Below are 26,248 nucleotides of genomic sequence, written 5' to 3'. Positions count from 1 at the left end.
CATTTCAATTATAGGTTGTTTATGTTGTTATGATGGTCCGAACGCCTGCTGCCTCAGAGCGTCGAATGCATGCCTGCGACTGCTAGAGAACCTTTGCGAGGAAAGCGCGCGTTCGCGGATGTCTCGCATCATTGAGGATCTGTGTTGGTGAGCCTGCTTCGATAACGTGGCCGCCCTCCATGAAGACGATGCTATCGGCGACCTCACGCGCAAAGCCGATCTCGTGGGTGACGATGACGAGCGTCGTGCCGGTTCGGGCAAGTTCCTTGATCACATCGAGCACTTCGCCGACAAGTTCAGGATCGAGTGCTGAGGTCGGCTCGTCGAAGAGAAGGACTTTCGGTCGCAGCGCCAGGGCGCGAGCGATGGCGACGCGCTGCTGCTGGCCGCCGGAAAGCTGACGGGGATAGGCATCAATCTTGTCGCTGAGACCGACACGGGCGAGCAATTCCCTGGCGAAGACGATAGCTTCGTCCCGGCCTAATCCCCGCACCTGTATAGGCGCCTCGATAATGTTTTCCAAAACAGTGAGGTGTGGGAACAAGTTAAAGTTCTGAAAGACCATACCGATATCGGTCCGGCGCTTCAGAATGTCCTTTTCCTTGAGCTCATAGAGCACCTCGCCCCTTTGCGTGTAGCCGACGAGTTCGCCGTCCACGGAGATGAAGCCGCTATCGACACGCTCGAGATGATTGATGGCGCGCAGCAGGGTCGATTTCCCAGAGCCCGATGGGCCGATGATGGCCGTGACGCTGCCGGCAGGCAGGTTGAGCTCGATATCGTCGAGAACCTTCAGCGCGCCGAAGCTCTTCGAAATGCCATGGATACGCACCGCTCCGCCCTTGGCACGAAGATCTGTCACGCTGCGAAAAGCGGCGAGTGCTCCGGTGTCCGATCTACCGTCTGCCGTAGCGGGCAGCGGCCGATGGAAGCGGCGGAAGAATGCCTGAAATGGCAACGGCGTCGGATTGCGCACCGCGCCCTTGGAGAAATAGCGCTCGATATAATGCTGGGCGATCGACAGCACGGTCATGATGACGAGATACCAGACGGTTGCCACCATCAGCAGCGGAATGACTTCCAGATTGCGGCGATAGATGACCTGTACCGTATAGAAAAGCTCCGGCAGGGCCAGCACGTAGACCATGGACGTGCTTTTGGCGAGGCCGATGATCTCGTTGAAGCCCGTGGGAAGGATGGAGCGCATCGCCTGCGGCAGAACGATGCGGAACGCCTGGCGGCGGCGAGACAGGCCGAGGGATGCGGCCGCTTCCAGCTGACCTTGATCGACCGACAAAATGCCGCCGCGCACGATTTCGGCAAAGAAAGCGGACTGGTTCAGCGTCAGGCCGAGAAAGGCCGCCGCGAACGGCGTCAGGAGCTGCGTGGTCGGGTAATCGAACAGCACTTTATTCGTAAAGGGAACACCGATACTAATAGTTTCATAGAGATAGCCGAGATTGTTGAGAACCAGCAGCAACACGATCATTGGGATCGAACGCAGCAGCCAGATGTAACCCCAGGAGAGACTGGCAAGCAGCGGTGACTTCGATACGCGCGCCAGCGCCAATGCCGTTCCGAGGATGGAGCCTGACACCGCTGCAAGCGCTGTCAGAAGCAACGTCCTGCCAAGTCCCACAAGCACCGGCTCCGCAAAGAACCATTCGGCAAAGACACCCCAGCCCCAACGCGGATTGGTGAAGGTGGAGTAGAGGACGATCGCTATGACGAGCGCGGCAAAGATCGTGCCGGCCGCGCGTCCGGGGTGCCTCGCCGGCACGATGCGATAGCGTGAATAGTCAGTCTTGGCCTCGGTAGTTGTCGTGCCCGGATCGATACCCGCGAAATCTGTCGTTAGCGCCATGATGCTTACCCCTTATGATTGTCGTTGCTCCGGCTCGCCATTACCTGCCGGCGGCGACCAGACGTTGCCGGGAGCCCGAGACGTCAACGACATCGCGCAAAGCCAGATGACTGACATCCTTCTCGAAAGGCAGGATTTTATGGACTTCCGGATCGACCGAAGTATCGAAGAGCGCCGTGTAGCCATTATTGAGATAAAGACCGACGGCTTCCGGTTGGCGAAAGCCCGTCGTCAGATAGATGCGCCGATAGCCTTGCCGCACTGCTTGCGCCTCCAGTTCGACGAGGACCGCACGCGCCAGTCCCTGCCGGCGCAGGTCATGCCGTGTCCAGATGCGTTTGAACTCGGCTGTCCGATCGTCGTAGTGCTTGAACGCGCCGCCGCCGATCGCCTCGCCATTACGCAACAGGAGCAGGAAGTTGCCATGCGGCGGCGCAAAGGCTTCCGGCGGATAGCGATTGAGTTCGGCCGCAGCCCCCTCGGTACTGAAATAGCTGCCGTAGCGGCTGTCGTATTCATAGATCAGCTCGTCGATCAACGGCTTGGCGCGCGGGTCCAGCGTGGTCGTGTAAAGAAACGTGTCGCTCATGTCGTTCGTCACCCGTTGTCGTTCGCAAGGAAAGCTTCGGCGAGCCGCACCCAGTAGCGGGCTGCGGGCGCTATGATGGCGTCGTTGAAATCGTAGCGGGCGCTGTGCAGCGGCGCGCTGTCGCCATTGCCGACGAAGAGATAGCTTCCGGGCTTGGCCTGCAGCAGGAAGGCAAAGTCTTCGCTCGCCGTCCGCGGCCGGAAATCCGCCTCGACGGCAGAGGGCCCAAGCGCCTGCAAGGCGACATTGCGGGCGAATTCGGTTTCTTCGGCATGATTGAAGAGTGCGGGAAAACCGAGACGGTAGTCGACTTCGGCCGCAGCACCGAAACTTTCCGCCTGCGCCCGCGCCAAAGCAGGAATTCGTTCCTGCAGCCTGGTACGGACGGCCTCATTGTAGGCCCGCATGGTCAGCTTCATCTCCACGCTTTCCGGGATGACGTTGGACGCCGAACCGGCATGAATGGAACCAACCGTTGCGACCGCCATCTCCTGAGGATCGATATTGCGCGAGACAACGCTTTGCAGGGCCGTGATGAATGAGGCCGAGGCCAGCACCGGATCGACCGCACGATGCGGCTCGGCACCATGCCCGCCCTTTCCGACGATCTTGATGACCGCCTTGTCGACGGAAGCCATCGCCGGGCCGGCAACGAACCCCAACTGCCCCGTCGGCACGCCGGGCCAATTGTGCAGGCCGAAGACCGCATCGACCGGGAAGCGATCGAAAAGTCCCTCCGACAACATCTTGCGCGCACCTGCGCCAATCTCTTCGGCCGGCTGGAATATCAGCCGCAGGGTGCCGCTGAAATTGCCGCTTTCGGCAAGATAACGGGCAGCCGCCAGCAGGATCGATGTATGTCCGTCGTGTCCGCAGGCATGCATGACGCCGGGATTGGCACTCTGATACTCGAGCCCGGTCGCCTCCTCGATCGGCAAGGCATCCATGTCGGCGCGGATGCCGATACTGCGGTTGCCATTGCCCCGCCTCAGGGTTGCGACTACGCCGGTACCGGCGATACCTGTTGCGACTTCATAGCCCCATTCCGCAAGCAGCGAGGCCACCTTCTTGGCGGTGCGATGCTCTTGAAAGGCGAGTTCGGGATATTGGTGCAGATCGTGCCTGAGCGCGATGATCTCATCGAGATAGGCGGCGATCCCTGCCTCGATTTGATCTGCGGCTGAAGGGGTCTTGATGATGGCGTTCATGGTGATCGTCCTGGCTCAGGCGCCGACGGCCCGTGCGGGCTCGATGCCTTCGGCCTCCGCTGCATGGCGGCTTTCGCGGAACGGCAGGCCAAGGTGATCGCGCAGCGTCTCGCCTTTCAGCGCCGGATCGAAATAGCCGCGCTCCGTCAAGATCGGCAGGACATGCCTGGAGAAATCGTTAAAGCCTTCGCCGATGACCGGGAAGCCGAGGATGAAGCCGTCCGCGCCCTCTTCATCCACCCAGCGGATGATTTCGTCGGCAATGTGCCCGGCCGTGCCGATGAAGGAGGTGCGCGGCGTGGCTGCATCGAGCGCGACTTCACGTAAAGTCAGTCCCTTCTCACGTGCGGTCTTCTTGATGCGGTCGGTCGTGGCGCGGAAATTATTGCGACCGATGTCGCCGAGATCGGGAAACTGTTCATCCAGCGGATAGGCGCTGAAATCGTGATGATCGAAGAAACGGCCGAGATAGGCGAGCGCCTCCTCGATGGTGACGAGACCGCGGATCGCCTGATATTTGGCCTCCGCCTCCTCCTGCGTCGCGCCGACGATCGGGCCGATACCGGGGAAGATGCCGATATCGGCGGCACTGCGGCCATGCGCAATCGCGCTCTGCTTCACCTGCTTGTAGAAGGTCTTGGCATCTTCGAGCGGCCCGCCATTGGTGAAAACGGCATCGGCGTGCTTGCCCGCGAGCCGGATGCCGGAATCGGAGGCACCGGCCTGGAACACCACCGGCTGGCCTTGCTTGGAACGGCCAATATTGAGGGGTCCCTCGATGCGGAAGAACCGGCCCTTGTGGTCCAGGCGATGCAGCTTGGATTTGTCCGCATAAACGCCGGCCTCGCGGTCACGCACGAAGGCATCGTCGTCCCAGGAATCCCATAGGCCCTTGATGGCGTCCAGATATTCGTCGGCAATCTCGTAGCGCAGCTCGTGTTCCGGATGTTCGCGGCTGTAGTTGCGGCCGGAGCCTTCGAGCGGCGACGTCACCGCATTCCAGCCGGCGCGGCCGCCGCTGATAAGATCAAGCGAGGCAAACTGCCGTGCGATGGTGAATGGATCGCTATAGGAGGTCGAAACCGTACCCACCAGGCCGAGCTTCGTCGTAAAGGCAGCAAGCGCCGAAAGAATGGTCAACGGCTCAAAGCGATTGAGGAAATGCGGGATCGATTGCTCGTTGATATAGAGTCCGTCCGCGACGAAAGCGAAGGCAATACCGGCCTCTTCGGCCTTGCGCGCCGTCTTGACGAAGAAGTTGAGATTGGTACTGGCATCGGCCGGTACGCTCGGGTGTTTCCAGGCATTCATGTGGCCGCCGGGGCCTTGCAGCATGATACCGAAGGTGACGTGTTTTTGAACCATGATGATCCTCCTGGGATAGCGCTCAGGCAACGAGGGAAAGGCGCTCTTTGGCGAGCAATTCGATGGAGTTGAGCCGTTCGGCTGCGGTCAGGGCCGGCGTGTCGAGCACGAATTCCTCGACGCCGTAGCGACGATGGAGCGTGTCGAGTTCGTCGCGGATCTGCGCCGCTGTGCCATGCAGCACGCCCGGCACCTTCTCCTCGGTCCGGAAATCCGAAAAGCCCGCCTGACGCGCGAATTCCGCTGCCTGTTCCTGGGTGCCGACGTTAACGCTCTGGCCATTGGGCAGGAAGAGTTTGACGATGCGCAGCTGGCCGACGCGCTCGCGCGCATAAGCCTCGCTTTCAGCGGCGAAGGCTGCGAGCGCCAGGATCGGCACCTTGCCGCCTGTTGCATTCCCATAGGCTTCAAACGTCTTTTGCAGATTTTCCGGATCGCCGTTCAGATGCCCGGCAAAGACCAGCCTCCAACCCTTTTCCGCTGCAAGCTTTGCGCTTTCGACGCTGGCGCCAAGGAGGAAGCGCTCCGGCGAGCGCGGCGGAAAAGGCGTCGCCAGGGCACCGTCGGAATGAGGATCGGCCGCGAGATAGGTGTTGATGTCAGAAAGCTGATCCGCGAAATCGGGCTTCTTCTCGGGATCGAAGGAAAGCTGTAGCGCGCGGGTCGAGAGCGGAAATCCGCCCGGCGCCTTGCCGACGCCGAGATCGACACGGCCGGGTGCCAGCGAGGCTAGCAGATTGAAGGCTTCGGCGACCTTATAGGCGCTGTAGTGCTGCAGCATGACGCCGCCCGAGCCGAGGCGGATTTTCGAGGTCCTGGCCAGAAGATAAGCGATCAGAACTTCCGGCGCCGAACTTGCGAGGTTCGCCATGTTGTGGTGCTCGGCGACCCAGAAGCGATGATAGCCGAGCTCCTCGGCCCTGATGGCCAAACGTGTCGTGGCGCCGAGGGCGTCAGTGGCGCTGAGCCCCTGTTCGATCGGGCTCTTGTCAAGAAGGCTAAGAAGGTAGGTCATGCCGTTTCATCCATGTTTGCGCCCGATGCCGATCACGACGCCATAGTCTATAAAAAACATAGATTTTAAGTTATTTAAGAAACAGCTTTCTTTTTCTTCCGTCTGATGCGGAAAAAATCGGCAGTGGCCAAGAGAACCAGCGTAACGGCATCGAAGGACATCCCCTCCTGCAGGCTGCGATGACATGATCGATGCACCCGTTGAGACTATGCTTGGTAAAAGGAGAGCGCGGTGTCATGTAGCTAAGATGCAGACCACCGATCGTTTGACGGCTGCGACACCTCCGACTACGCAAAGAAAAGGCGCAATCGACAGCGATCGAACGCAATAGATTGCCAAAAACCGCAAATCAGTTCACCTTTCAGTCATGCCCGATATCGCACGACCATTCGTGACCGATGATGATCCCGACCGGGACGTCCGCTGCCAGGACGCACTACAAGCCGCTTTTCGCGAGTTGCTGAGTGCTGCGACCTTGGCTGGATGGGCGGAGCGTGAAGTTGCCTTGGCGATTGCCGAGCTTGCGGACAAGCATTTGCTCTCGCTTGAAACCCATGACAATACCGACGCGCTGATCGCGCTGTTGCGGCGGATGACCTAATCAGTCTGCCGTCTACATGCGGGAGGATCGATCTTGTGGCGCTCAATGCATACCGCTGCCCCGCCCTCCTTGAGATCGACATTGCTTAGGATCAGCGCAAGCGGAATGGCGCAGAGCACGATCAGCATCAGCACATGGAATACATCGATATAGGCGAGGAAGCTCGCCTGGGTTTGCACCTGCTGCCCTATCCAGGCCGCCGCCTGCGCCTGGGCATCCGCCGTGGTCGCGCCTTTCTCGGCAAAATAGCGCGTCATGGTTCGCAGCGTTTCTTGATAGGCCGGCGACGATGGCATGACATGCTCCACCAAGCGGCTCTGATGCCACTGCTCGCGGTACGCCAGGACATTCGATGCGATGCAGCCGCTCTCGAACGGGGACGGGCGCTTGTCACGGCGCAGGAAATGAACGAGGCACAGCATAATATCGCCCTGCCGATCCTGGCCGAAAAGGGCCAGATCGATCTCAACGAGCGCGAAAGCACCAGTTAGCCTGGGCGTGGCTCTTCGCTTTGCCCTTGTAGGAAAGACCAGTCCTCATCGGTATTCGGGGCCTGCGTAGTTTCGATTGGCGGCACGTCCGTTTCGTTCGCGGAAAGGCGTCAGCGCCGTTGTCTCTGTCAATTCAGACAAACAATTCCTATTATAATCTATAAAAATAGTTTGCTATTTCTATCGATCGTACCCCCGATTTCGCTAGGCTCTGCGCATTGCATTCAGGGAACCGCCGGAAAATCTGATCCGGCCAAGGGGACTAGTTATGAAATTCAACACACTGATCGCTGCGGCCGTCTTAGGCGTCGCCAGCATTTCGATGACGATCGGCGCGGCCGCAGCCGACAAGAAGGTCGTCGTCGCCTATCAGACCGATGCCCTGCCCTCCTCAGTCGCGATCGCCAACGGCGAATTCGCCAAGGATACCGGCTATGAGATCGACTTCCGTAAATTCAATTCGGGAGCCGAGATCTTCGCGGCTATCGCATCCGGCGACGTCCAGATCGGCTATGTCGGCTCAAGCCCGTTTGCCGCTGCCGCGTCGCGCGGGCTAGAGGTGAAGGCCTTCTACCTCTCGTCCATTTCGGGCGTTGATGAAGCTCTCGTGGTGCGCAATGGCTCCGGCATCAACACGCTCGCCGATCTGAAGGGCAAGAAGCTCGCGGCAGCACCGGTCTCTACCGACCATTATCAATTGCTCGCCCTCATCAAATCCCTTGGCCTGAGCGAAAAGGACGTGCAGGTCTTCGCCGTCCCGCAGCCGGAAATCGTCGCAAGCTACAATCGCGGCGATATCGACGGCGGCTTCGTCTGGGACCCGGCGCTGACCGAGCTGAAGAAGAACGGCAAGGTGCTGGTGACATCGAAGGATGTCGCCGACAAGGGCGCCCCGACATTTTCCGCCTGGGTCGCAACCTCGAAATTCGCAGCAGACAATCCGCAATTCCTGAAGTCTTACGCCTCGGTGATCAACAAATACTACGCCTCGTTCGCAGCCGACAAGGCGGCCTGGGGACCGGAGAGCGACAATGCCAAGGCGCTTGCCAAGCTTCTGGGCGGCACGGCAGACCAGCAGGCAGCAGCGCTCAAGAACCTGACGCTCCTAACCCCGGATGTACAGGCGTCGGCGGCATGGCTCGGCGGTGGCGACCAATCCGGCGCTTCCAAGATCCTAAAGGACACCGCGACTTTCCTGAAGAGCCAGGGAAAAGTCTCCGAAGTCCTGCCGAATTACGGCGCATTCGTCACTGCTGACGCGCTTGACCGCGCCAGCAACTGATCCTCCCTGACGCCGGCGCGCTGGTCGCGTCGGTGTCGCATTTCTTGAGGGCCTCATGCTTCAAGTCGACCATGCCAGCGTCTTCTTTGCGGCGCGTGACGGCAGAACCGTCCACGCGCTCGATCGCGTTTCCTTCAACATTCCCGAGCGCGGTATCGTCGTGGCGCTTGGTGCATCCGGCTGCGGTAAGTCGACCCTGCTCAATGCGATCGCCGGTTTCCTGCCGCTATCGGAGGGGAAGATCACGCTCGACGGCCGGCCCGTTTCCGGTCCGGGCGCCGACCGCGGCGTCGTCTTCCAGAAGGATTCGCTGCTGCCGTGGAAATCCGTCATCGATAATGTGGCGCTTGGTTTGCAATTTGCCGGATTGGGCAAGCGGGAGCGCCGGGAACGCGCATCCGAGCTTTTGCGGCTCGTCGGGCTGTCAGATTTTGCCAATGCCTTGCCCTATGAACTGTCGGGCGGCATGCGCCAGCGCGTCGGCATTGCCCGGGCGCTGGCTACGGATCCGGACATACTGCTGATGGACGAACCATTCGGCGCTCTCGACAGCCTGACGCGTGAGCAGATGCAGGAACTGCTGGTCTCGCTCTGGGCCAGAACCGACAAACGCATCTTCTTCATTACGCACTCGATCGAAGAGGCGTTGTTCCTTGGCACCGAAGTACTGGTCATGTCTCCGAGGCCAGGGCGTATCGTTGCCCGCTTCGAGCTTGATTTCGTCCATCGTTTTGCCGCCGACGGCGATACAAAGGAGATTGTCTCGTCGCCTGAGTTCAGTAGCCTGCGGGAAGAAATTCGCGCCATCCTCCACAGTGCTGACAACATCAGGAGCGCGGCATGAGCGACATCATCGAAACGCACTCTGTCACCGTTTCTCAAAGGGAAACGCAACCGAAGCTGGTTCGGGTTCCCGGCTTCGGCGTTGGCGACAAATCCACCATCGCCATCAGCATCGCAACTGCAATCGCCTGCCTCGCATTATGGTGGCTCGTTGCCAAGCTCGGCCTGGTATCTCACCTCTTCCTGCCTCGCCCCGACGAAGTGCTGACGCAGATCGGCGTCGTCTATCGCGACGGCTATGCCGGCGCCTCGCTTTCCGAGCACATTTTATCGAGCCTGTTTCGCATCGTCGTTGCCGCAGCCATCGCGATCGGGGTCGGCATTCCCGTCGGTCTGCTGATGGGCCTCAACCGATGGGCAAAGGGAATTCTGGATACGCCGATCGAATTCTATTGGCCGCTGCCGCCCCTTTCCTACCTGCCGCTGATGATCATATGGCTCGGCATCGGCGAGACCTCGAAGATCACGCTGCTCGTGCTCGCCATGTTCGCGCCGATCTGCCTGTCCGCCCAGGCCGGCGTCCGTTCGCTGCCGCTCGAGCGTGTCAATGCCGCGCGATCTCTCGGTGCAAACCGGCTGCAGCTTTTCTTCACGGTCGTCCTGCCCTCGGCCCTGCCGGAAATCCTTACCGGTATCCGGATCGCCTTCGGTATCGGCTGGGGAACATTGGTGGCAGCCGAACTCATCGCCTCGACCCGCGGCATCGGCTTTATGATTATGTCGGCATCACAGTTCCTTGCCACCGACGTCGTCTTCGTCGGCATCGGCATCATTGCGGCCTGTGCCTTCGCCTTCTCTACCGCCGTCCGTATCCTCGAGGCCGTCCTCGTTCCCTGGAAGGGCAAGCTTTAACAGCAACGGATTGTGAGCCGATGTGGCTCACGGTCTTCTTCACCGCGAAATCCGTCATTCGATCCAGAAAGACTTACAGGCGCAGGCATGAGCAGCAATTGCGAATTTCTTTGGTACATCCCCAATGATGTCAAACCGGGTCATCGCGGCGATTCCGCCGTCGAGAACCATAACAGCCTGGAAACGCTCACCAGCCATGCCAGGGCACTGGAAGATCACGGCTGGAAGGGCGCATTGATCGGTACCGGCTGGGGCCGACCCGACACCTTCACCGTCGCGGCCGCACTTGCTGCGCGCACCACCACCTTCGAGCCGCTCATCGCAATCCGCCCCGGCTACTGGCGCCCGGCGCACTTCGCCTCCGCCGCGGCTACGCTCGATCAACTGAGCGGCGGCCGCGTGCGCGTCAACATTGTTTCCGGCAAGGACAATCTTGCCGCCTATGGTGACAGCGAGGGCGATCAGGCCCATCGCTACGGCCGCACCAAGGAATTCATGCGGCTCACCCGCAAGCTCTGGACCGAAGAGAACGTCACCTATGAGGGAGAACACTTTCGCGTCAGCGACTCCACGGCAGCGCCACGCATTGAGCCTCGCGGTAAACGCCTGCACCCCCGGCTCTATTTCGGCGGCGCTTCGGATGCGGCAGAACGCGTTTCGGCCACGGAGGCCGATGTTCAGCTTTTCTGGGGCGAGCCACTCGCCGACATCGCCGAGCGGATCAGTCGGCTCAAAGCACTAAGCAGAGACCTTGATCGCGATCTGCCGCCGCTGGAGTTCGGGCTGCGCATTACGACGCTGGTGCGCGACACGACGGAGCAGGCCTGGACCGATGCCGAGGCGAAAGTCGCCGAGATGGCTGAGAATAAGGGTATCGGCTGGAACGATCACCGGCAATCGATCGCCGTGGGCCAGAAACGACTGTTCGATCTTGCCGCCCGTGGTGACGTGCTCGACGACAATCTCTATACCGCGCCGGGCAAATTTGGCGGTGGCGGCGCGGGCACCACCTGGCTCGTCGGCTCGCCAGAGGATGTCGCCAAGTCCCTGCGCAAATACCGTGATCTCGGCATCACGCATTTCGTTCTTTCGGACACGCCCTATCTCCCGGAAATCAAGCGGCAGGGTGAGCAACTGCTGCCGCTTCTACGCGCCTGAAGGCGCGGCGCGACGAGCCAATTGAAACGCGGGAATTTCGATTTCACGGCTGGCCGGGATCGGCAGCCGGGGTTTCATAACGTCGCGGAATTATTTATAGTCGAGGCTAAACATCATTACACGACTCTTAATCATAAGGGAGTTGAGCTGCCTTGACGAAATTGCCTGCCGCCCCGGAAAGCCGTCTTTCTTCAACCGAGATCGAGACACATGCCGAGGCATTCCAGAAAAGCCGCAACGACCGACGTACGGAATTGATGGAAGACTACATCGAACTCATCGCCGATCTGATAGAACATGCCGGCGAAGCGCGCCAGACCGACATTGCCCAAAGACTGGGAGTAACGCAGCCGACGGTTGCAAAAATGCTCAAGCGGCTCGCGGAGGAAAACCTGATCACGCAGCGCCCCTATCGCGGCGTCTTTCTGACCGGCGAAGGCCAGCGCCTTGCCGTGGCAACTCGCCGGCGCCATGAAATCGTGGAGGCGGTTCTCTGCCGTCTCGGCGTCGATCCAGACACCGCAAGGAATGATGCCGAGGGTATCGAACACCATGTCAGCGAAAAGACCCTCGAAGCTTTTGAGCGTTTTTTGAGGACATGACCGCTACACATCGGATAAATCCGATAACGATCGGCTAGAGAGCCATTTAGGGCACAGTTTCGGCAAGAATGAGTTGAAAAGAAGTGGACATTGACTGTCCGGCTTGACCCGCTACCTGATATCAACGCAAGGTTTACCAATGCTCGCTAAGCAGAACTTAGCGAGCTGCCGGTCTTTGCATTGCGCATACTGATTTTTATAGCCGGCGCAGGGAATCATGATGAACGCCCAGGACTTCAGCAGCACCATCTTCGATCTTGCCCCCGTCGCCATGTGGCTGGAGGATTTCAGCGGCGTTAAGGAGCAATTCGAACTCTGGCGCGCTGAAGGCGTAACGGACCTGCGTTCCTATCTGCTCGCCGACGTGCAGCGCGTCGCGGCCTGCTCGCAAAAGATCAAGCTTCTTGCCGTCAATGCCAGGACGCTGGAGCTTTTTGAGGCGCCGTCCTTCGAGGCGCTTGTCGGAAATCTCTCACGGGTCTTCCGGGACGAGATGCTGCAAAGCCATGTGAATGAGCTTGTGACGCTTTGGGAAGGCAAGACCGAGTTTTCAGGCACGGCCATCAACTACTCGCTCGGCGGCAAGAGGCTCGACATCCAGCTTCGCGGCGTCATCCTGCCAGGTCATGAGACCTCCTGGAGCAGGTTGCTGCTGACGACAGAAGACGTGACGGCCCGCGAGGAGGCGAGACGGCAGGAAGAGCGGCAACGCCGCTATGCGGAAGGGATGTTCGAGCATTCGCCCGTCTCCTTGTGGGTCGAGGATTTCAGCCGCATCAAGATCCTGCTCGATGAGATCCGCCACCGCGGCATCATCGACTTTCAGGTGTTTCTCGACGTGCATCCGGAATTCGTTCAGCAATGCATGAGCGAAATCAGCGTGCTCGACGTCAATCAGGCAACACTCGATCTCTTCTGCGCACCGGATCGCCAGACCCTGCATCAGCGGATCGGTGACGTGTTCCGCGATGACATGGAGAAGCATTTTCGCGGGCAATTGGTGGAATTGTGGAACGGCCGCCTCTTCCATCAGCGCGAAGTGCTGAACTATGCACTCGACGGATCGGAGCGCCACGTCCTCCTGCAGTTTTCAGTCTTTCCCGGTTATGAAAACGACTGGTCGCTGGTGCAGGTGGCGCTGACCGATATTACCGCGCGCAAGAAGGCGGAAGCCTATCTCGAATATCTCGGCAAGCACGATGTGCTGACCAGGCTTTACAACCGCGCCTTCTACATGGAGGAGCTCAACAGGCTGGAGCGCAAATCGCTTCGGCCGGTATCGGCCATCATTCTCGATCTCAACGGCCTGAAGGAGGCCAATGACGAAAGCGGCCATGACGCCGGCGACGCGCTGTTGCGCCGTATGGGCGAGGTGCTGAACAGCGTCGTCTCCCTGCCGAACCATGCCGCTCGCATCGGCGGCGACGAATTTGCCATTCTCATGCCGGGCGCGGATGAAATCACGGCCACCGCGATGGTCGAGACGATCAACGAACTGCTGAAGATCAACAATCAGTTCTATTCCAGCGCGCCGCTCAGCGTCTCCATCGGCGTTGCTACGAGCCTGCCCGGGGAAACCATGGAAGCCATGATCAAGCGCGCTGATCTCGGCATGTACGAGCAGAAAAAGGCTCATTACGCCGCGGCTGCCATCATGGGCCCGCACCAGGCAAAGCACGGCGCCTGACGCCCGGCGTAGAAACCGACCTGCACAATCCATTGAAACGGTTGAGTTTCATGCACCCGATAGTCGGGAACAAAAAACGCGACTTCTCATTTGGCTCTCTGGGAAAGATGGAGTTTTGACATGGAAGATCAAACGACCAATATCGTCGTCGCCACCCGGACTGCACTCGACCAGGCCTCGGCGCTCGCGGTTCAATATGGCTTCTCGCTTCTCGGCGCGATCATTCTCCTGATCGGCGGCTGGCTTCTTGCGGGTGTTATCAGCCGCTCGGCCTACCGCGTCATCTCGCGCATTCGCGGCATAGACGAAACGCTCGCAAGTTTCTTCCAGAACGTCCTGCACTACAGCTTGCTGATCCTCGTCTTCATCACCGTGCTTGGTCAATTCGGTGTTCAAACAGCCTCCATCATCGCTGCTCTCGGTGCTGCCGGCCTGGCGGTCGGCCTGGCCCTGCAAGGTACGCTTCAAAACATCGCCGCCGGCATCATGCTGCTGATCCTGCGGCCATTCCGGGTCGGCGAATATATCGAGACGGCGAATGTCAAAGGCTACATCAAGGAGATAGGGCTCTTTGCCACGGAGATGAAAACGGCGGACGGCCTCTATCTGATGGCGCCGAATTCGACGCTCTGGAATACGCCTATCATCAACCACAGCCGCGAACCGGATCGCCGCCAGCAATTGTCCGTCGCCTTGGGTGAAAAGGTCGACATCGATCTCGCCCGCAAAACAATCCTCGACATCTTGAAAGCGGATCAGCGCATCAAGACCGTGCCCGCGCCTAAGGTTTTTCTCGACGAATTGGCCGTCGACCAAGCCGTGCTCAACATCGAATATTGGGCGGTCACCTCATCCTGGTCGGATGTCCGGCACGATGTCGTGTTGAAGCTGAAGGCCAAGCTTGCCGAGCCCGACATAACGATCAAATCGCCTTCGGAAGCGATAGGAGCAGCCGACTGAACTCTCGATCGAACGCTAAGCCTGCCGCCGGCAGGGAGTTGAACCAGCGGCAGGCTTCGCGAGGTCATGACACCTCGAACAGGATCGATGTCCTGCCCGTTCTAAACTTCCATCAGGAGCATTTGTTCCCCGCTTCGATATGCAAAAGGCCAACTTAGCAATCTACCATTTGATGCGGTAGTCCACGCGCACATTGCCGGCTGGCGTCAGCGTCTGCGGGTCGGCAAAGGAAGCGGAGAAATTGAGGTTCGGCGCCAATGGCTGCTGAAACGAGACCGTGCTGGAAAAGGCGCTGCCCACGTCCTTCAGATTGCCGATCGCGGATATGGAGGTTCCCGTCCAGGGAACAGCAAGCGTAACGGCCTGCGTCGCGGTAATGGAGTTTGCCGCATTCCGCGATCCCGCATAGTTGACGTTCAGCGACCTCGAGGTACGCATGTCCAGATTTTCCGACACCGTCCAGCTCCGCGAGCGCTCGAGGCAAAGCGTTCCCGTGCTGTTGAGAGTGTCCACCCTCAAGGCGACTTCGCGACGCCAGACCGTCGAAAAACGCTTGTGATCGTCGATTGCGGTGCCCCAGAGCGTTGCCAGGCTGCTGCTGCGCAAGATCGCGCCACTGGCCGCTCCACCCAGGCCCAGATCCATGCCTGCACTGACTTCCCAAGCCATTGGCAGTCGAAAACCGAGCGTCGTCTTATATGTTCGCGGCGCCAATTTGACCGGCGACCAGATCATCAGATCGCTGGCTTTGGTAACCTGTGGCAAGCTGACACTCGCAAGAAGACCAAGAACGCCGCGAAGGACGCGTTTTGACTTGAAGCCCATGTTAAAGCTCGCATTTCCCTATACCCCGACCTCAGATGTTCGGGGCGCACCAAGACAACAGCCAGAAACGGAAGAACGCCGCATTCTGGCTTCGGATTGATTTTGTTCGGTTAAGCACCAGCAAAATTGCGGCGCATCGGAGCCAGGATTTACAGCATCCGGTTGAAGGGAATGGTGCCGCTTCAAATCAAGCAGCGCCCTTCGTCCAAAAGAATCCCATCCGGGGCCACGCTTGTAAACCCCTTGACCTCACGTTTTTTGCTGCGTTGCACACATGTCGCACCTGCGACGCCGCGGCATGAAAGCGACATCGCCGCGAGTAGCCTGAAAAACCGACCTTGGCCGGACAGCTATGTCGCCATCGAGGGATGATCACATTCCCGCGAGCGGCGCCGCCGCGAAGCATCGAAGCGGTGTTCACTCCACCCGGAGCCCAGCCTTCTTCAGAATCGGAAGCACCCGATCGCAGAAATAGGGCAGTTCCTGCGTATAGTTGACGAAGGACAGGGCGATGCCGGCATAGCCTTGCTCGGCGATGGCGATCATCTCTTCGGCGATGCGCTGCGGCGTGCCAACCAGCGGATAGCTGCCTGCTCCACCGGCAAAACGCTGGCGGTAGCGGTCATAGGCGTCACGATCATGGGATTGCGAGAACTCCTTCTTGCCAGCCATGTGCTGATCGACAGCGGCGTGATCGGCCATGGTGACGGCATAGCGGGTATAATAATCCTCCGCCTCGGCCTGGGTCTCGCGGCACACGACATGACAAACCGTGTAGACGCCGACCTGCCTGCCCGCGCCTTCCGCCCGCCTGGCGATGTCGGCCACGTGTTTTCCGGCTCCATCGATTTCGGTAAAGGTGGTGAAGAGATAATCGCAATGCGCGGCGGCGAAGTCTCGGCCGGGGCCGCCGAAAGCCGCATTCATCGTTACCGGCCGTGGTGCCTGCAGGCTTGCGGGACGGCTGACGGCTTCTTTCAGATTATAGTAGCTGCCCACATAGTCGATCGGCTCATCGGACGCATAGAGCCTCTCGACGATTTCGAGCCATTCGGCTGCCTGGTCGTAGCCCTTTTCGACCAACGGTACACCGAACATGCCGAATTCCTTTGGATTCCAGCCGCAGACGATGTTCAGTCCTGCCCGCCCCTGACTGATATGGTCGACCGTTGCGAGCGACTTGGCGGCATATAGCGGATGGACGAGCGGCACATGCACGGTCATGAACAGTCCGATGCGATCGGTCGCGGCGGAAAGCGCGGCCGCCCAGGTGAAGGTCTCGAACGACCATTCGCGCACGCGGTTCTTGCCGCCGAAACCGCGCCAGCGCGCAATCGGCAGAAAGAATTCGAGCCCCGCCCGGTCAGCGATTTGTGCCGCGGTCAGATTATCCTGCCAGCCTGCCGCCCAGCGCTCCGGCACATCGGTAATGGCAAGGCCGCCATCCGCATTGGTCGAGAAAACACCGAGCTTCAGCCGGTTCGGCCCCTTCAGCGGATGCGTCTTCATGGCGGCTTCCTCCTCCCTGAGTTCACCTCGCGTCTATCCTGCTGAAAATCTGCAGCGACCCGACAGGAATGTGTTAGCGTTGCGATGAAGAATTTCAAGCTTAAAATTTTTCGATCGGCACACAACAATCAACCCAGCTCCACAAGGCTCTTTCGTCTCGCCTGTTGCGATGCCATGCGCTTGTCACCTGCGAAAAACGGTCCACCATGCCGGTCCAGTTCGCTATGCGTCAGGTTGCACAGTGCCTCAACCTCTCCGACCGAGGCTCGCTTGAACGCGCCATCGAAGCTATCGGCCAGTTTCAGATCCACCTCTCGAAGCAGGCGGGGAATCCATTTGCCCTTGCCCGACCATCTTCCTCGTCCAAGCAGCATAAGGTCGGCCAAAGGCTGATAAAGTTGCGTGGCAATCGCGCATGCCTCTGGAGCCGCCGGCTCCCCACGCAGGTCATCGAGAAGATCGGTGATCTGATATTTCAAAGCATTCAGCTTCTCGCCTACCAACTCGGGCGGGCTGGCGTGGAGAATGCTGGCGGCATAGTCCTTCCAGACCTGTCCCTTGTCTAGATCTGGCCCGAGGATCTGGCCTGTCGCAACCATATGAATGATGACGGGATAGCCGCGCGCAATATCGCTCTCAAAGAACCAGCTGAGCGTCTCGGAGTCATGGACAAACACTTCGAATGGAAAGTCGCCCTCGATAAAGGTTTCGCGCCAAGCGGTTTCGAGCCGATCAAAGACCACGACCAGATCGATGTCAGAGCCCTTTCTTCCCTCGCCTCGTATGATCGACCCTGACGCAAAGGCATAGGAATAGCCCGGAAAGCGGCTTGCAAGAACCGAGCTGGTCGCCCGCGTTGCCGTTTCGAATATGCTCATCTTGCTCTCCAAACATCGATTGTCTTGCTGGTCCCATATGCCCGCCGAGGTCCGAGCAAATAGAAGTCGGCTCCGTAAGCTGAACGACGCTTCACTGCCGCCATAATTAGCCGACGGCTGGCTCCAATACTAAGAGGCCAGAGGTAACTCGAAGCTTCGCTTCAATGTTTCCATCGGCACATCGGTCTTGACGTTCAATACGCTCGGAATGCGAGTCAAATGGTCGGCCTGAAACCGCCAATAGCTGTGCAGATCAGCCGTGACGATGCGCAGGATAGCGTCGCACTCGCCAGTGGTCAGATAACATTCCATGACTTCGGGAAACCGCCTAACCGCTTCCGCGAATTGCAGGGTGACTTGCGCATCCTGTGTCTTAAACCAGACGCGGGCAAACACGGTGAGGCCTGCCCCCACCTTTGCCGGATCCAGAACGGCAACGTAGCGATCGATAATGCCTGCATCTTCCAGCAATCGCACGCGGCGAAGACAGGGTGATGGCGACAACCCCACTTCCCTAGCGAGATCCACATTGGAAATGCGTCCATCACGCTGCAGCACCTTGAGGATACGCCGGTCGATCTCATCCAAAGTCGGCGACACAATATAGCTCCGATTATCAATAAAGTAGTATAATGTGCCAAATTCTGTCGTATCCTTGAACTCTTTGCAAGCTCATTGCGCAGGGATTGGCCTATCGTTTCATGCATCAACATGGAGACGAAAGCTGATGTCGAAAAAGCTCAAGAAAGTCGTGCTCGCCTATTCCGGAGGCCTGGACACATCCATCATCCTGAAATGGCTGCAGCAAACCCACGGCTGCGAAGTCGTGACCTTTACTGCCGACCTTGGCCAAGGCGAGGAGCTTGAGCCCGCCCGCCGAAAAGCCGAGCAATTGGGCATCACAGATATTCGCATCGAGGATGTCCGCGAGGAATTCGTTCGGGATTTCGTCTTCCCGATGTTTCGGGCAAACGCGCTATATGAGGGGCAATATCTTCTTGGCTCCTCCATCGCCCGTCCGCTCATCGCCAAGCATCTCATCAATATCGCACGGGAAGTGGGTGCCGATGCCATTGCCCACGGCTCCACGGGCAAGGGCAATGACCAGGTGCGTTTCGAACTGGCGGCCAATGCCCTCGATCCATCGATCAAGATCATCGCGCCATGGCGCGAGTGGGCAATCCAATCTCGCACTCAGCTGATCCAATACGCCGAAGCGCATCAAATTCCCGTGCCGAAGGATAAGCGTGGCGAGGCCCCCTTTTCGACCGATGCAAATCTCCTACACACATCCACCGAGGGTAAGGTCCTGGAAGACCCCGCCGAAGTCGCACCATCCTATATCTATCAACGCACCGTCGATCCGCTGGACGCACCCGACGAGCCGGAGATCGTCATCATCGGCTTTGAAAAGGGCGATGCGGTTTTCCTGAATGGCGAAGCAATGGCACCTGCGGCGCTGCTGACGAAGCTCAACGAATTGGGCGGCAGGCATGGGATCGGGAGGATCGACCTTGTCGAAAACCGCTTCGTCGGGATGAAATCGCGCGGCGTTTACGAAACTCCCGGCGGCACGATCCTGCTCGCCGCTCATCGCGGGATCGAATCCATCACGCTCGACCGCGCCGCGGCACATTTAAAGGATGAGATGATGCCGCGCTACGCTGCGCTCATCTATAACGGATTTTGGTACTCGCCCGAGCGGGAAATGCTGCAGGCACTGATCGATCGGAGTCAAACGCATGTCAGCGGCGAAGTAACGCTGAGGCTCTACAAGGGTTCGGCCAGTGTGATCGCCCGCATCTCGCCTGCCTCGCTCTACTCGACCGATCTCGTTACCTTCGAGGAAAGCTCAGGAGCATACGATCACCACGACGCCGAGGGCTTCATCAAACTCAATGGCCTGCGCTTGAAGAGCTGGGCAATGCGAAACGCCAGAATAGCCGTATCATGAGAGCGGCTGTGAAGACGCAGATAGGTCCAGCAGCATAATTCATGCCCAACGGACACCCTGCGTCTATCGTTTTCAGACCTGCTGTTGCCGGCCGCTATTGACCTAAAGTGCGCTTGAGGTTGCAGAGTGGCCGGACACACGGAGGTCGACTAGCAATGAAGATATTGAAAGACGAGGATTTATCCCCTGTCGATATCATGCGTGGAGCAATCAATGCCTTGGAAACAGCCTTCCGGGCCAAGGCGGCGGGCGAGTTGGTATCGCCACCCCGGCATCACGTCTCCTTTCCCAAGCGTGGAGACGTCGTGTTTACGGTCGGCGGTATCGATGGCGAGCGACCGCTTGCCGGCTTTCGTGCCTACGAAACCTTTGCTGGCGGGCAGCATTCACAGGTCGTCGCCGTTTGGCGTGCTGACACTGCGGAGCCGCAGGGCATCATATTGGGCGAACGGCTCGGCCAGATCAGGACGGGGGCAATCGGAGGCGTGGCCATCCGTCACCTCAGCGCTCCGACCGCCCGCACGGTCGGCATCGTTGGCAGTGGCGCGCAGGCACGAACGCAGCTCATTGCCGCGGCCGCGGTTCGCAACATAAGCTCCGCCCGGGTCTTCAGCCGAAACTCGAGAAACTGCGCCGCCTTTGCTGAAGAGATGCAATTACAACTCGGCATTGCCGTTGAACCGGTCACGAGCGCCGCAAAAGCCGTGGCCGATGCTGATATCGTGTTATGCGCAACAAGCAGCGACATGCCGGTGATCGAAGCTTCGGAATTAAGAGCCGGCGTCCATATCAATACGATCGGCCCGAAGACGCTCAAGGGGCATGAACTCGGCCTGGATGTCGCGGACATGGCCAGCATCATCGCCACGGATTCTCCCGAGCAAACACGCGCTTATGCATCGCCATTTTTCCTTTCCGGGACCATGCACGAAGAGCGAATGCTCGATCTTGCGGCCATAATTGCCGGTCATGCCTCCGGCAGAACGTCGCCCCTCGACATCACGCTCTTCTGTTCGGTCGGCCTCGCGGGTACGGAAGTCATCGTAGCAGCCGCCATATTCGACGCGATCTGACATCTCATGGAATCGCGCGGCTGTGCCTCGAAATTCTTCAGCCGTCCCAGTCCATGACCGTTAGCCTCGGCCAGACTGCGGTCCAGCGATGGACTTTCTGCTCATAGATCGCCTGGGTTATCTGCTTCTTGTTGGGGCGCACGATACCATTCAGCAGATCGGAAAGACCGAATGGGGCGCAGCATTCCAGGCCCTCGCCATTGGGACGCAAGCCCACGGCGGTTGCCGTGGTCGGGAAAGTGGTGATGGCATCCAGGGTCGATTTGTAAGGCGGGATCGGGTATCCGAACTTCGCCTCGTACCAGCAGTGCACACGGGCTTCGTTCTTCACATCGATCCAGACCGGTAAATCGGAAAACATCTCTCGGACCCGAGTTGCATGGTCGGCCTCCGCTTGTTCAGACAAATCATCGGCGTCGAAATAAACGATATCGAGGTCATTGATCCCGTGAGACGAAGGCAATCCGAAGGCGTGGTTCCAAACGGTTTGGGCAATGGCTCCTGCCACCAGCCAGCAATCTGGCAGCGCAATCTCATCCCAGCGTTTGAGAAGCGGCATGAGCAAAGGGCTCTTGAAGACGATATCCTCCAATTCCGCTTGTTCGCTCATCCTCATTGCCCCCATCCTCTTGGAAACGACCATGCGGCCATGACTTTGCCTTCTGCATTCAAGCACGATTCTCGGCCGTAGCTGTAGACTTGGTCAGCGCATCACCGCTGCCCTTCATCTGCCGTTGCCTGCAAGCCGTAGCAGCCGGTTCATCTCACCGTGCGAATTCAAAAGGGCGACAGGTACTTGTGGTCCATGCAGGTCGATACTTCGAACGAACAGAGGCGCGTATTTTCTCTCGAAATTCCAGATATAGGATAAGAAAGCCCTGTCTGGCAGCGGTTCAGGACAACCTTCGGCCATCGCAGGTCGAACTGTTCCATAGTGCCGTGAAACCCGCTTAGCCAGACCAAATAATGCGACATGTCTCGGCACTCGAACCCAAAGGATGAGATCGGTACGCGGCAATCTTAGATCCAAAGCGGATGCACCGCTGCCATCCATGACCCACCTCTCCCGTCGCGCCAACTCGACGATAATCGACCGCTGCTCATCCCTTTCGCGCTCTTTCCAACCCGGTAGCCATCGGACATCTCGATCGAGCGATTGAAACTCCAAATCGAATGTAGCCGCGATCTTCTGTGAATAGGTCGTCTTACCGCCACCGGAGCAGCCGATGACAAGTACCCTTTTCGCGCCAGCAAGCAACGCGGCAGCCTCAGGTAGCAGAACGTAGTTTGGCAAAGCGTCCTCCCGTCCGATACGGATGTTTAATTCCTGCAACGCCGTTCTATCAGCGGAGCGATCGGGCCCAGCCGAATATCCTTGCACTACAAATGAAAATCACCTTGAATCTCCGGCGATTAAAATCCGTTCGGATTGGCTTCCCCGCGGCAATCCTTTTCGCCTCGCATCATTGGACGCAAATCAGCGCGGCGTCATCCCCTGCGATTGCGGCGTGACCTCGCTCAGCAACCAATGCTGAAATAATGTCGCCGTCTCGTTCGTCTGCTTCTTTTCCGGCATGACGACGTAGTAGCTGTTCTCGGTCGGCATCGGCAGATCAAACAGCGGCAGCAGCGTGCCGGCCTTGAGCTCATCCTCGATCAGATAGGTCGGCAGAAGCGCCACGCCGAGCCCGGCGATGGCTGCTGCGATAATCATGGAGAACTGGTCGAAGCGTGCGCCAGGATAGGCATTCTCCGTCGGCAGCTCCTGCAGATCGAACCATTGCGCCCAGAGCTTCGGGCGAGTCGTCAGATGCAGCAGCGGCGCTCCCGAGAGCTCCTCCGGCAATACGAGGCTCAGTCGCCCGGCAAGCACCCGACTGGCGACAGGCAATACGGTTTCGTTGCAAAGAAAGGTGGAAACCGCCCCGGCCCAGGCCGGCAGGCCATAGTGAATGGCGAGATCGAAATTATCCTCATCAAAATTGAAGGGCTTGGAGCGTGATTCCACCGTGACGGCAACGTCGCGATGCTCGTCCAGGAAACGGCCGAGGCGGGGCACCAGCCAGCGCGTACCGAAGGTCGGCAACGTCGCGACCTTCAATGATAGTTTCATCTGGCCGGCGGCGACGGCGCCAATCATCAACCGCTCCGAGCGTAAGAGCAGGTCCTTGACCTCCGGCAACAGCCGAAGTCCGGCCTCCGACAGCACGACACGCTGACGGACGCGCTCGAACAATTTCAAGCCCGTCTGCTGCTCGAGATCGCTGATCTGCCGACTGACGGCGCTTTGCGTGAGGTTTAGCTCTTCGGCCGCGCGCGAAAAATTCTGATGGCGCGCGGCGCATTCGAACGCCTGCAGATTGACGATGTCAGGGATGAGGCGTCGGCGCATATTCATTCCATTTCCGCATCAAGTTAGAATTCTCTCTCACAACACTGGCCATCAAACAAGAGATATCCTGCCAAATAGGAATGATATAGCCTTTCAGGAAGAGATCGCACATGAAGCCTGACCACGTTTCGACCAGCGATATTCGCAGCGCTTTTTCCGCCGCCATGTCGGCGATGTATCGCGAGGAAGTCCCCGCCTACGGCACGCTCATGGAGCTGGTCGCCCGCGTCAACGATGAAACGCTCATCGCCCAGCCCAAGCTGAAGGAGCGGCTGGAGGCGACCGATTATCTCGATCGCATTTCCGAGGAGCGCCACGGCGCCATCCGGCTCGGCACGGCGGCGGAGCTTGAGATGATGGCGCGCGTCTTCGCCGTCATGGGCATGTATCCGGTCGGTTATTACGATCTCTCGACCGCCGGCGTGCCGGTTCATTCGACGGCATTCCGCCCGACCGGCGATGCGGAACTGAAGCGCAATCCCTTCCGCGTCTTCACCTCGCTGCTCCGGCTCGATCTCATTGCCGATGAAGACCTTCGCAAGGCGGCTGCGGACATTCTCGCCGAGCGCCAGATTTTCACCGATGGCGCCGTTGCACTCACCGAAAAGGCCGAGCGCGAAGGCGGGTTGACCATGGCCGATGCGAGCCGGTTCGTCGACGAGGTGCTGGAAACCTTCCGCTGGCATGACGAAGCCAATGTCGATGCCGGCATGTACCACCGCCTCCACGATGCTCATCGCCTGATCGCCGATGTCGTGTCGTTCAAGGGGCCGCACATCAACCATTTGACGCCGCGCACGCTCGATATCGATCGCGTCCAGGCACTGATGCCGGATTACGACATCGCACCGAAGGCCGTCGTCGAGGGGCCGCCGACGCGCTCCTGCCCGATCCTGTTGCGCCAGACCTCGTTCAAGGCGCTTGAAGAGGCCGTTTCCTTCCGCAACGCCGATGGCGTCTGGGAAGACGGCTCGCACACCGCCCGCTTCGGCGAAATCGAGCAACGCGGCATTGCGCTGACGCCGAAGGGCCGCGCGCTTTACGACACGCTGCTGGATCAATCCCGCAAGATCGTCCGCCCGGCTGCCGACGGATCGAACGCACGCGATTATGAGGCAGCGCTTGCTCAGCGCTTCGCCGAATTCCCGGATGACTGGGCGGCAATCCGCGCCGAGGGCCTCGGCTATTTCACCTATTCGCTGACGGCCAAGGGCAAGACTGCCACAACGAACCGTGGCGATATCGACGCGCTGATCGACCAAGGCCTGATCCAGTTCGATCCGATCGTCTACGAGGATTTCCTCCCCGTCAGTGCCGCCGGCATCTTTCAGTCCAATCTTGGCGATGGCGCACAGCAGGATTTTGTCGCCAGCCCGAACCAGCAACGCTTCGAAGCCGATCTCGGCATGAAGGTGCTGAACGAATTCGACCATTACGCCGGCATCGAACAGGCATCGATCGACGCCTGCCTGCGGGCACTTTCCAAACAAGACGCCGCCGAGTGAGGCGTAGCGACGCCAACAATCGCTCGCCGGGATCAAAGACAATTGGAGTTTCATGAGATGAATATCGCAGCCAAGACCCCTTCCGTTGCAGCCGAAGCTGCCGCCATTCTCGAAAAGCTCGGCGTCGACAAGGCGCTCTATAATGGGGGCGACATGCCCTCTTACTCCCCGGTCACCGGCGAAAAGATCGGCAGCCTCAAGACCGTTTCGGCCGACGAAGCGGCAAGCAGGATCGAGAAGGCTCACGCCGCATTCCGCGCCTGGCGCCTTGTGCCAGCCCCGAAGCGCGGCGAACTGGTGCGCCTGCTCGGCGAAGAGCTGCGAGCCGCCAAGGACGATCTCGGCCGCCTGGTTTCCATCGAAGCCGGCAAGATCCGTTCCGAAGGCCTCGGCGAAGTCCAGGAAATGATCGACATCTGCGATTTCGCCGTCGGTCTTTCCCGCCAGCTTTACGGCCTGACGATCGCGACCGAACGTCCGGGCCATCGCATGATGGAGACCTGGCATCCCCTCGGCGTCGTCGGCATCATCTCGGCCTTCAACTTCCCGGTCGCGGTATGGTCGTGGAACGCAGCACTCGCGCTCATCTGCGGCGACGCCGTCATCTGGAAGCCCTCGGAAAAGACGCCGCTGACGGCGCTCGCCTCGCAGGCGATCCTCGATCGCGCGCTTGCCCGCTTCGGCGATGCACCGGAAGGCCTGTCGCAGGTGCTGATCGGCGATCGTGCGATCGGCGAAATCCTCGTCGACCATCCGAAGGTGCCGCTCGTTTCGGCAACCGGCTCGACCCGCATGGGTCGTGAGGTCGGACCGCGGCTTGCCAAGCGCTTTGCCCGCGCCATTCTCGAACTCGGCGGCAACAATGCCGGCATCGTCTGCCCGTCGGCGGATCTCGACATGGCGTTGCGCGCCATCGCCTTCGGCGCCATGGGCACGGCCGGCCAGCGCTGCACGACGCTCCGCCGCCTCTTCGTTCACACAAGCGTCTACGACCAGCTCGTGCCGCGGCTGAAGAAGGCCTATCAGAGCGTATCGGTCGGCGACCCCCTGCACTCCTCCGCTCTCGTCGGCCCGCTGATCGACAAGGCCGCCTTCGACAACATGCAGAAGGCGATTGCCGAAGCGAAGGCCCACGGCGGCTCTGTCACCGGCGGCGAGCGGATCGACGTCGGCCATGCCGACGGCTATTACGCAAAGCCGGCGCTGGTGGAAATGCCGAAGCAGGCAGGCCCGGTCATGGAAGAAACCTTCGCGCCGGTCCTCTATGTCATGCCCTATGACGATTTCGACGCCGTCATCGACGAGCACAACGCCGTTGCCGCTGGCCTGTCGTCCTCGATCTTCACGCGCGACATGCAGGAATCGGAGCGCTTCCTCGCAGCCGACGGTTCCGATTGCGGTATCGCCAACGTCAATATCGGCACCTCGGGTGCTGAAATCGGCGGCGCATTCGGCGGCGAGAAGGAAACCGGCGGTGGCCGCGAATCCGGCTCGGATGCCTGGAAGGCCTATATGCGCCGGGCGACCAACACGGTGAACTACTCCAAGGCCCTGCCGCTGGCGCAGGGTGTCTCCTTCGACATCGAGTAAGCTCC

26 protein-coding genes are annotated in these 26,248 nt (G+C 59.4%); 13 read left to right on the top strand and 13 right to left on the bottom strand.

Translation table 11 applies throughout. The features are described 5' to 3' along the window. Window positions 1-82: 82 nt before the first annotated feature. The 5 genes from ABOK31_RS26150 to ABOK31_RS26130 are packed head-to-tail and all read right to left on the bottom strand — an operon-like array spanning window position 83 to window position 6,041. A complete protein-coding gene (locus ABOK31_RS26150; protein ID WP_349959648.1) occupies window positions 83-1,864 on the bottom strand; it encodes an amino acid ABC transporter permease/ATP-binding protein in 1,782 nt (593 codons plus the stop codon). A 40-nt stretch (window positions 1,865-1,904) separates the two neighbouring features. Continuing rightward, window positions 1,905-2,465: a GNAT family N-acetyltransferase gene (locus ABOK31_RS26145; RefSeq protein WP_349959646.1), complete on the bottom strand. Its 561-nt coding sequence runs from the start codon at window positions 2,463-2,465 to the stop codon at window positions 1,905-1,907. Continuing rightward, entirely contained in the window at window positions 2,462-3,661 is a 1,200-nt protein-coding gene (locus ABOK31_RS26140; protein ID WP_349959644.1) for a M20 aminoacylase family protein, read from the bottom strand. The genes ABOK31_RS26145 and ABOK31_RS26140 overlap by 4 nt, the downstream gene beginning before the upstream one ends. 15 nt (window positions 3,662-3,676) lie before the next feature. Beyond that, on the bottom strand, window positions 3,677-5,026 hold the full coding sequence (locus ABOK31_RS26135; RefSeq protein WP_349959642.1) for an LLM class flavin-dependent oxidoreductase: 1,350 nt from the start codon (window positions 5,024-5,026) through the stop codon (window positions 3,677-3,679). Window positions 5,027-5,048: 22 nt separating this feature from the next. Beyond that, a complete protein-coding gene (locus ABOK31_RS26130) occupies window positions 5,049-6,041 on the bottom strand; it encodes an LLM class flavin-dependent oxidoreductase (protein WP_349959641.1) in 993 nt (330 codons plus the stop codon). A gap of 391 nt (window positions 6,042-6,432) precedes the next feature. On the opposite strand from ABOK31_RS26130, the gene ABOK31_RS26125 reads away from it, so the two are divergent. Next, window positions 6,433-6,642: a hypothetical protein gene (locus tag ABOK31_RS26125; RefSeq protein WP_349959639.1), complete on the top strand. Its 210-nt coding sequence runs from the start codon at window positions 6,433-6,435 to the stop codon at window positions 6,640-6,642. Here ABOK31_RS26125 and ABOK31_RS26120 read toward each other — a convergent pair. Beyond that, window positions 6,639-6,938, bottom strand: coding sequence for a hypothetical protein (locus tag ABOK31_RS26120; RefSeq protein WP_349959638.1), 300 nt, complete (start codon window positions 6,936-6,938; stop codon window positions 6,639-6,641). The two genes, ABOK31_RS26125 and ABOK31_RS26120, sit on opposite strands and share 4 nt — an antisense overlap. 3 nt (window positions 6,939-6,941) lie before the next feature. Here ABOK31_RS26120 and ABOK31_RS26115 point away from each other — a divergent pair, with 3 nt between their 5' ends. The 8 genes from ABOK31_RS26115 to ABOK31_RS26080 all read left to right on the top strand — a co-directional run bounded on the left by ABOK31_RS26115 (window position 6,942) and on the right by ABOK31_RS26080 (window position 14,517). After that, window positions 6,942-7,133 carry a hypothetical protein gene (locus ABOK31_RS26115; protein ID WP_174172941.1) on the top strand — a complete coding sequence of 64 codons (192 nt, stop codon included), beginning with the start codon at window positions 6,942-6,944 and terminating at the stop codon, window positions 7,131-7,133. Between the two features lie 268 nt (window positions 7,134-7,401). Beyond that, on the top strand, window positions 7,402-8,415 hold the full coding sequence (tauA, locus tag ABOK31_RS26110; protein ID WP_174173090.1) for a taurine ABC transporter substrate-binding protein: 1,014 nt from the start codon (window positions 7,402-7,404) through the stop codon (window positions 8,413-8,415). Window positions 8,416-8,470: 55 nt separating this feature from the next. After that, window positions 8,471-9,259 carry an ABC transporter ATP-binding protein gene (locus tag ABOK31_RS26105; RefSeq protein ID WP_174173091.1) on the top strand — a complete coding sequence of 263 codons (789 nt, stop codon included), beginning with the start codon at window positions 8,471-8,473 and terminating at the stop codon, window positions 9,257-9,259. Further along, on the top strand, window positions 9,256-10,110 hold the full coding sequence (locus tag ABOK31_RS26100) for an ABC transporter permease subunit (protein WP_349959635.1): 855 nt from the start codon (window positions 9,256-9,258) through the stop codon (window positions 10,108-10,110). The genes ABOK31_RS26105 and ABOK31_RS26100 overlap by 4 nt, the downstream gene beginning before the upstream one ends. A gap of 87 nt (window positions 10,111-10,197) precedes the next feature. Beyond that, window positions 10,198-11,268 carry an LLM class flavin-dependent oxidoreductase gene (locus ABOK31_RS26095; RefSeq protein ID WP_349959633.1) on the top strand — a complete coding sequence of 357 codons (1,071 nt, stop codon included), beginning with the start codon at window positions 10,198-10,200 and terminating at the stop codon, window positions 11,266-11,268. 152 nt (window positions 11,269-11,420) lie between these two features. Continuing rightward, on the top strand, window positions 11,421-11,870 hold the full coding sequence (mntR, locus tag ABOK31_RS26090; protein ID WP_349959631.1) for a manganese-binding transcriptional regulator MntR: 450 nt from the start codon (window positions 11,421-11,423) through the stop codon (window positions 11,868-11,870). A 217-nt stretch (window positions 11,871-12,087) separates the two neighbouring features. After that, entirely contained in the window at window positions 12,088-13,557 is a 1,470-nt protein-coding gene (locus ABOK31_RS26085) for a sensor domain-containing diguanylate cyclase (protein WP_349959629.1), read from the top strand. A 120-nt stretch (window positions 13,558-13,677) separates the two neighbouring features. Next, the gene (locus ABOK31_RS26080) at window positions 13,678-14,517 is read left to right on the top strand and encodes a mechanosensitive ion channel domain-containing protein (protein ID WP_174173095.1); all 840 of its coding nucleotides are present in this window, start codon (window positions 13,678-13,680) and stop codon (window positions 14,515-14,517) included. Between the two features lie 162 nt (window positions 14,518-14,679). On the opposite strand, the gene ABOK31_RS26075 is transcribed toward ABOK31_RS26080, so the two are convergent. From ABOK31_RS26075 to ABOK31_RS26060, 4 genes are all read right to left on the bottom strand, one after another. Next, on the bottom strand, window positions 14,680-15,342 hold the full coding sequence (locus tag ABOK31_RS26075; RefSeq protein ID WP_174173096.1) for a hypothetical protein: 663 nt from the start codon (window positions 15,340-15,342) through the stop codon (window positions 14,680-14,682). A 417-nt stretch (window positions 15,343-15,759) separates the two neighbouring features. Further along, entirely contained in the window at window positions 15,760-16,851 is a 1,092-nt protein-coding gene (locus tag ABOK31_RS26070; protein WP_349959627.1) for an LLM class flavin-dependent oxidoreductase, read from the bottom strand. A gap of 128 nt (window positions 16,852-16,979) precedes the next feature. Then, window positions 16,980-17,729 (bottom strand): nucleotidyltransferase domain-containing protein, encoded by a 750-nt coding sequence (locus ABOK31_RS26065; protein ID WP_349959626.1) that lies wholly within the window; start codon window positions 17,727-17,729, stop codon window positions 16,980-16,982. A 129-nt stretch (window positions 17,730-17,858) separates the two neighbouring features. After that, window positions 17,859-18,329, bottom strand: a complete 471-nt coding sequence (locus ABOK31_RS26060) for an Lrp/AsnC family transcriptional regulator (RefSeq protein WP_349959624.1) — start codon at window positions 18,327-18,329, stop codon at window positions 17,859-17,861. A gap of 127 nt (window positions 18,330-18,456) precedes the next feature. Between ABOK31_RS26060 and ABOK31_RS26055 the strand changes: the two genes are divergently transcribed. Together ABOK31_RS26055 and ABOK31_RS26050 are read left to right on the top strand one after the other, a co-directional pair. Then, complete coding sequence (locus ABOK31_RS26055; protein ID WP_349959623.1) at window positions 18,457-19,683, top strand: argininosuccinate synthase; 1,227 nt, start codon at window positions 18,457-18,459, stop codon at window positions 19,681-19,683. A gap of 155 nt (window positions 19,684-19,838) precedes the next feature. Continuing rightward, window positions 19,839-20,756, top strand: a complete 918-nt coding sequence (locus ABOK31_RS26050) for an ornithine cyclodeaminase family protein (protein WP_349959622.1) — start codon at window positions 19,839-19,841, stop codon at window positions 20,754-20,756. Window positions 20,757-20,793: 37 nt separating this feature from the next. Here ABOK31_RS26050 and ABOK31_RS26045 read toward each other — a convergent pair whose 3' ends face one another. The 3 genes from ABOK31_RS26045 to ABOK31_RS26035 all read right to left on the bottom strand — a co-directional run bounded on the left by ABOK31_RS26045 (window position 20,794) and on the right by ABOK31_RS26035 (window position 23,154). After that, on the bottom strand, window positions 20,794-21,399 hold the full coding sequence (locus tag ABOK31_RS26045) for a nucleotidyltransferase family protein (RefSeq protein ID WP_350019287.1): 606 nt from the start codon (window positions 21,397-21,399) through the stop codon (window positions 20,794-20,796). An 81-nt stretch (window positions 21,400-21,480) separates the two neighbouring features. Then, a complete protein-coding gene (locus tag ABOK31_RS26040; RefSeq protein ID WP_174173103.1) occupies window positions 21,481-22,050 on the bottom strand; it encodes an AAA family ATPase in 570 nt (189 codons plus the stop codon). 183 nt (window positions 22,051-22,233) lie between these two features. Then, the gene (locus ABOK31_RS26035) at window positions 22,234-23,154 is read right to left on the bottom strand and encodes a LysR family transcriptional regulator (protein WP_349959620.1); all 921 of its coding nucleotides are present in this window, start codon (window positions 23,152-23,154) and stop codon (window positions 22,234-22,236) included. Between the two features lie 104 nt (window positions 23,155-23,258). Here ABOK31_RS26035 and ABOK31_RS26030 point away from each other — a divergent pair, with 104 nt between their 5' ends. Both ABOK31_RS26030 and ABOK31_RS26025 read left to right on the top strand, forming a co-directional pair. After that, a complete protein-coding gene (locus ABOK31_RS26030) occupies window positions 23,259-24,653 on the top strand; it encodes a VOC family protein (protein WP_349959617.1) in 1,395 nt (464 codons plus the stop codon). Window positions 24,654-24,710: 57 nt separating this feature from the next. Beyond that, a complete protein-coding gene (locus ABOK31_RS26025) occupies window positions 24,711-26,243 on the top strand; it encodes an aldehyde dehydrogenase family protein (protein WP_174173106.1) in 1,533 nt (510 codons plus the stop codon). Window positions 26,244-26,248 lie beyond the last annotated feature (5 nt).

This window comes from Rhizobium sp. ZPR4 (genome assembly GCF_040215725.1).
GTDB lineage: Bacteria > Pseudomonadota > Alphaproteobacteria > Rhizobiales > Rhizobiaceae > Rhizobium > Rhizobium rhizogenes_D.
The sequence above is the reverse complement of the archived record's forward strand: the minus strand, read 5'-3'. Positions and strand labels throughout refer to the sequence as shown.